The sequence below is a fragment of the uncultured Amaricoccus sp. genome (genome assembly GCF_937858865.1).
Classification (GTDB): domain Bacteria; phylum Pseudomonadota; class Alphaproteobacteria; order Rhodobacterales; family Rhodobacteraceae; genus Amaricoccus.
Window position 1 is genome coordinate 1 of the sequence record NZ_CALLYO010000547.1, and the last position, 5,343, is coordinate 5,343.

A 5,343-nucleotide genomic window follows, 5' to 3' on the forward strand; every position below is an offset into this window, starting at 1 on the left:
CGAGCCGAGCCTGCTCGCGCGCCGCCGCTGGCCCGCCTTCCGCGCCGCGCTCACCGCCGCCCACAGCCCCGCCGGCCCGGCCGACCTCGCCCCCGCGGCCCCCGCCCGCGAGCGGCTCGCCTACGACGAGCTCCTCTCGCACCAGATGACGCTGGCCATCGCCCGCGCCCGCACCCGGCGGCCCAAGGGCTTCGCCACCCGCGGCGACGGCCGGCTGCAGGCGCGCGTCCTCGCCGCGCTCCCCTACGCGCCGACCGGCGCCCAGACCCGCGCCATCGCCGAGATCACCGCCGACATGGCATCGCCCCGGCGGATGAACCGCCTGCTGCAGGGCGACGTCGGCGCCGGCAAGACGCTGGTCGCCCTCCTCGCCATGCTCGCCGCCGTCGAGGCCGGCGGCCAGGCGGCGATGATGGCCCCGACCGAGATCCTCGCCCGCCAGCACCTGCTCTCGCTCGCCCCGCTCGCCGAAGCCGCCGGCGTCCGCCTCGACCTGCTGACCGGCCGCGACAAGGGCCGCGAGCGCGCTGCCAAGCTCGCGGCCCTCGCCGGCGGCGAGACCAGGATCCTCGTCGGCACCCACGCCCTCTTCCAGAAGGACGTCGCCTTCGCCGACCTCCGCCTCGCCGTCGTCGACGAGCAGCACCGCTTCGGCGTCCGCCAGCGCATGGACCTCGGCAAGAAGGGCGAGCGCGCCGACATCCTGGTGATGACGGCGACCCCGATCCCGCGCAGCCTCACCCTCGCCCAGTACGGCGACATGGACCTCTCGATCCTCGACGAGAAGCCGCCCGGCCGCCACCCGGTCGAGACCGCCCTCGTCTCCGCTGGCCGCACCGGCGAAGTGATCGAGCATCTCCGCCGCGCCATCGCCGTCGGCCGCCAAGCCTACTGGGTCTGCCCCCTCGTCGGCGAGTCGGAGGTCGCCGAGATGACTGCCGCCGAGGAGCGTTTCAGGAGCCTCGAGCTCGCCTTCGGTCCCGGCACCGTCGGCCTCGTGCACGGCCAGATGCCGCCGGCGCAGAAGGACGCCGCCATGGCCGACTTCGTCGCCGGGCGCAGCCGCCTCCTCGTCGCCACCACCGTCATCGAGGTTGGCGTCAACGTCCCCAACGCCTCGATCATGGTCATCGAGGGCGCCCAGGCCTTCGGCCTCGCCCAGCTGCACCAGCTGCGCGGCCGGGTTGGCCGCGGCGCCGAACGCTCGACCTGCCTCCTCCTCTACGATCCGCCGCTCGGCGAGACCGCCCGCGCCCGCCTCGAGATCATGCGCTCGACCGAGGACGGCTTCCGCATCGCCGAGGAGGATCTGCGCCTGCGCGGGGCAGGGGACCTCATCGGCATCGCCCAGTCCGGCCTGCCGCGCTTCCGCATCGCCGACCTCGAGCTGCAGGCCGACCTGATGCGCGTCGCCCAGGACGACGCCCGCCTCCTCCTCGACCAGGATCCGGAGCTCGCCTCGCCCCGCGGGCGGGCGATGCGCACGCTCCTCTACCTCATGGAGCGCGACAAGGCGATCGGGATGCTCTCCATCGGCTAGCTCGTTCCTCTTCCGTTCACGACTCGTCTTGACTCGCGGCAGCGAATCGAGAACATTAATAGAACATTGGTGATCGGAAACGGAACGGAACCGATGCGACACATGCTTGACGCCGACCTTGAGATCGTCGCCCGCGAAGCCCTCGGCCTCGCCGGCCTCTGCGCCACCATCGTGGCGCTCCTGCTCCTGCCTCTCTTCGCCTGACGCCGTTGCCTGCCCGCGGTGCGCTTCGCGCGAAAACCTGCCTCTCCGCCTGTTGGCCGCGCCGCCTCCTCATCGCCGCACCCCAAGGGGGTCGCGGCGATCTTTTTTGCCCGGCCCGGCCTCCGGGCGCCCCGCCTTCATCATGGCAAAATGCTCTCGCCGAAGGCGCCCGAACGACGCGCAGGACCGCGCCCCTGGGCCCGCGTTTCAACGGCCGATTGTAAACACCAGGTTAAAGAGAAAAATAAGTCTGTTTAAAATCAAACAGTTACTTATAGTTTCGCGCGCGAAATCCCTTTCGTCACGCGGCCGCCAGCGCCTCGTCGAAGGCGGCGAGCGTCGCGTCCCAGGCCAGCAGGATCGAGGCATGCCGGTTGCGATAGTCCCGCGCGGGCATCAGCACCTCCAGCTCCTCGAACGGCGCCCCCGGCGCCGGCCCGCCGGCGGTCAGCATGGCATGCAGCTGCTCCCGCGCCGCGCCGATCTCCTCCCGGCTCGCCCCGATCACGTGCCGCCCCAGCACCGAGGCCGAGGCCTGCCCGAGCGCGCAGGCCTTCACGTCCTGCCCGAAGGCCGCGATCCTCCCGCCCTCGACCGCCAGGTCGACCGTCACCGTCGACCCGCAGAGCGGCGAGCGTTTCCGCGCCGTCGAATGCGGCCCGTCCAGCCGCTCGGTCAGCGGGATGGCGGCGGCGAGCGCCAGGATGCGCTGGGAGTAGAGCTTGATCAGATCCTCGTCGCCGCTCATTCCCCGCGTCCTTTTGCATTCCCCGGCCCGAGCCCATAGATAGGCCGGAATCCGCCCGGCGAAAAGGGACGCCGCCCATGCCCGCCTTCGACATCGCGAGCCTCCGCTTCGACGCCCGCGGCCTCATCCCCGCCATCGCCCAGTCCCGCGACGGCGAGGTCCTGATGCTCGCCTGGATGAACGCCGAGAGCCTCGCCGCGACGCTGGCCACCGGCCAGGTCACCTACTGGTCCCGCTCCCGCGCCCAGCTCTGGAGGAAGGGCGAGACGTCCGGCCACCTCCAGCGCCTCCTCGAGCTGCGCCTCGACTGCGACCGCGACTGCCTGCTCCTCATCGTCGAGCAGACCGGTCCGGCCTGCCACACCAACCGCCCGAGCTGCTTCTACACGGCGGTCCGCGACGGCGCCGAGGTGATCCTCTCGGACCCCCTCTAGCCAATCAGTGCCAGCCAGTCCTCCTCGCTCAGGATCGCGACCCCGAGCTCCCGCGCCGCCTTCTCCTTCGATCCCGCCCCGGGGCCTGCGACGACATAGTCGGTCCGCGCCGACACCGACCCCGCCACCTTGGCCCCGAGCGCCTCGGCCCGCGCCTTGGCCTCGGCCCGCGTCATCCGCTCCAGCGTCCCGGTGAAGACCACCGTCTTCCCGGCGATCGGCGAACCCGACGCGGCCGGCGCCGCCACGTCCCCGATGGCGAGCTCCGCCACCAACCGGGCGACAGCGTCGCGGTTCGCCGGCTCGTGGAAATAGTCGACGAGCGACCCCGCCAGCGTCTCGCCCACCCCGCTGATGTCGTTGAGCTCGGCCCACTCCGCCCCCTCATGGTCGCGCGCAGCCTGCATCGCCGCTGCGAAGCGTCCCCAGGACCCATAGTGGCGGGCGACGATCCGGGCAGCGGTCTCGCCGGCATGGCGGATGCCGAGGGCATAGATCAGCCGGTCGAGCGGAATGCGCCGCCGCGCTTCGATGGCGGCGAAGAGGTTGCCGGCCGACTTCTCCCCCCAGCGGTCGCGCCCCCGCAGGTCCGCGCCGTGCCGCGCCTCGAGGGTGAAGATGTCGGCCGGTTCGCGGATCCAGCCCTCGGTGAAGAAGGCCTCGATCGCCTTCGCCCCCAGCCCCTCGATGTCGAAGGCGCCGCGGCTGACGAAATGCTTGAGCTTCTCCACCGCCTGCGCCGCGCAGATCAGGTTGCCGGTGCAATAGTGCACCGCCTCGCCAGGCTCGCGCACCACGTCGGACTCGCAGACCGGGCAGGTGTCGGGGAAGCGGTAGGGAACGCTGTCCGCGGGGCGGCGGGAAAGGTCGACGTCCTCGATCTTCGGGATCACGTCGCCGGCGCGGAAGACGGTGACCCAGTCGCCGACGCGGATGTCGCGGCCCTCGCGGATCGGGTTCCCCTTGGAGTCGCGGCCGGCGATATAGTCGGCGTTGTGGAGGGTGGCGTTCTGGACGACGACGCCGCCGACCGTCACCGGCAGCAGGCGGGCGACCGGGGAGAGGGCGCCGGTGCGGCCGACCTGGATGTCGATCGCCTCGAGCCGGGTCGAGGCGCGTTCGGCGGAGAACTTGTGGGCCAGCGCCCAGCGCGGGGTGGTGGAGCGAAAGCCGAGGCGGGCCTGCAGGTCGAGCCGGTCGACCTTGTAGACGACGCCGTCGATATCGTAGCCGAGGGTCGCCCGCTGCGCCTCGATGGCGCGGTAGCGGGCCAGCATCTCCTCAGTGGAGGTGCAGGTCGCCATCAGCGGGTTGGTGGCGAAGCCGAGTGCCGCAAGGCGGGCGATGGCGGCTGTCTGGGTGTCGGCCAAGGGCGCGGACAGCTCGCCCCAGGCGTAGGCGAAGAAGCGGAGCGGACGCGCGGCGGTGATCGACGGGTCGAGCTGGCGCAGCGAGCCGGCGGCGGCGTTCCGGGGGTTGGCGAAGGTGCGGGCGCCGGCCTCGGCCTGGCGGGCGTTGAGGGCGGCGAAGTCGGCGTGGCTCATGTAGCACTCGCCCCGCACCTCGAGGATTTCGGGGGCGCCGGAGAGGCGGGCGGGGATGTCGGGGATGGTGCGGGCGTTCGGGGTGACGTTCTCGCCGACCTCGCCGTCGGCGCGGGTGGCGGCGGAGACGAGGCGGCCCGCCTCGTAGCGGAGGGAGAGGGAGAGGCCGTCGATCTTCGGTTCGGCGGTGAAGGCGAGGGGAGCGTCGGCCGGAAGGTTCAGGAAGCGGCGGACGCGGTCGACGAACTCGGGCACGTCCGTCTCGGCGAAGGCGTTCTCGAGGCTGTAGAGCGGGCGGGCGTGGCGGACCTTGGCGAAGGTTTCCGACGGTGCGGCGCCGACCTGCTCGGAGGGGCTGTCGGGGCGCTTCAGCCCGGGGAAGCGGGCCTCGATGGCGGCGTTGCGGCGCTTCAGCTCGTCGTATTCGGCGTCGGAGATCTCCGGGGCGTCGGCCTGGTGGTAGGCGCGGTTGGCGCGGTCGAGAGCGGCCGCAAGTGCCGCGAGCTCCTCCATCGCCTGCTGCGGCGAGAGGTCTTCGACGGGAGGACGGGTGGTCATGGCCGGATTGTTAGCTGGCGGGCGCCGCGCATGTCCAGCCGGCGACGCGGCCTAGAGTCCAGCCGCCTCGGCGAGGGCCTCGGGGTCTGGCAGGACGATGCGGCCGTCGGAGACGGCGACGAGGCCGGCCTTCTGCCACTTGCCGAGGCAGCGGTTCACCGCCTCGCGGCTGCCGCCGACCATGGCGGCCAGCGCGCCCTGGGTGTCGCTGACCTCGGCGGGGCGCCCGCGGGCGCCGGGGCGGGCGCGGGCGATCAGCGTCTTGGCGAGGCGGCCGGGCAGGTCGGAGAAGGCGAGGTCGGCGATATGGGCGTC

General features: G+C 72.3%; 5 protein-coding genes. 2 read left to right on the plus strand and 3 right to left on the minus strand.

Annotated features, from left to right (window positions below; translation table 11 throughout):
• On the plus strand, positions 1-1,540 hold a 1,540-nt coding region (recG, locus tag Q0112_RS16100; RefSeq protein WP_297976995.1), incomplete at its 5' end, for an ATP-dependent DNA helicase RecG.
• A 505-nt stretch (positions 1,541-2,045) separates the two neighbouring features.
• On the opposite strand, the gene Q0112_RS16105 is transcribed toward recG, so the two are convergent.
• On the minus strand, positions 2,046-2,492 hold the full coding sequence (locus tag Q0112_RS16105) for an iron-sulfur cluster assembly scaffold protein (protein WP_297976997.1): 447 nt from the start codon (positions 2,490-2,492) through the stop codon (positions 2,046-2,048).
• 77 nt (positions 2,493-2,569) lie between these two features.
• Here Q0112_RS16105 and hisI point away from each other — a divergent pair, with 77 nt between their 5' ends.
• Complete coding sequence (gene hisI, locus Q0112_RS16110; RefSeq protein ID WP_297976998.1) at positions 2,570-2,926, plus strand: phosphoribosyl-AMP cyclohydrolase; 357 nt, start codon at positions 2,570-2,572, stop codon at positions 2,924-2,926.
• On the opposite strand, the gene ligA is transcribed toward hisI, so the two are convergent.
• Together ligA and Q0112_RS16120 are read right to left on the minus strand one after the other, a co-directional pair.
• Positions 2,923-5,028: an NAD-dependent DNA ligase LigA gene (ligA, locus tag Q0112_RS16115; RefSeq protein ID WP_297976999.1), complete on the minus strand. Its 2,106-nt coding sequence runs from the start codon at positions 5,026-5,028 to the stop codon at positions 2,923-2,925. The genes hisI and ligA overlap by 4 nt on opposite strands.
• Positions 5,029-5,079: 51 nt before the next feature.
• Positions 5,080-5,343: Crp/Fnr family transcriptional regulator (locus Q0112_RS16120; protein ID WP_297977000.1), on the minus strand; the 264-nt coding region annotated here is incomplete at its 5' end.